Raw genomic sequence first — 545 nt, 5'->3', positions numbered from 1 at the left:
AGTCTGCCTTTAGAAAATACCCCTTATCAAAAGAAAAAAAGATAAAAGGAGACAACTCATGTCACTCGTTAGTGTCATTATTCTAGCATCGGGCAATTCACAACGGATGGGCCAAAATAAATTGTTCTTAAAATATCAAGGAAAAACATTTTTAGAGCACACGTTAACCTTAGTGAATCAATTAGACGTATTAGAACGGATTTTAGTTGTTTCGCCTGAGAATCAGCCAGCGTTTCCTTTACCTAAGAACATTCAGTTGATTCTCAATCATCAATGGCAAGAAGGACAAAGTAGCAGTATTCGTTTAGGAACCGAACAAGCTCGGGGAGCTGGCTATTTATACTTACCTAGCGATCAACCATTGTTAACACCTAAAATGCTACAACTCGTGTTAGATAAATGTCAGAGAAATAAAATTGTAGTGCCATTACAAAAAGATGGCTGTCCTAGTAGTCCAGTATTATTCGGTAATCAATTTCGACAAGAACTATTAACATTGACTGGTGAAAAAGGCGGACGCATGATTTATGAACGCTTTCCAGAAG

General features: G+C 37.2%; 1 protein-coding gene. It reads left to right on the top strand.

The window, feature by feature from the left end; all coding sequences use genetic code 11:
• Nucleotides 1-58 precede the first annotated feature (58 nt).
• Nucleotides 59-545, top strand: a 487-nt coding sequence (locus ACU8YE_RS24155; RefSeq protein ID WP_446929895.1) for an NTP transferase domain-containing protein, incomplete at its 3' end; no start/stop codon positions are given.

The sequence above is a fragment of the Ralstonia sp. VS2407 genome (assembly GCF_052950655.1).
Note: the sequence above shows the minus strand (reverse complement) of the source record. Positions and strands in the feature narration are given on the sequence as shown.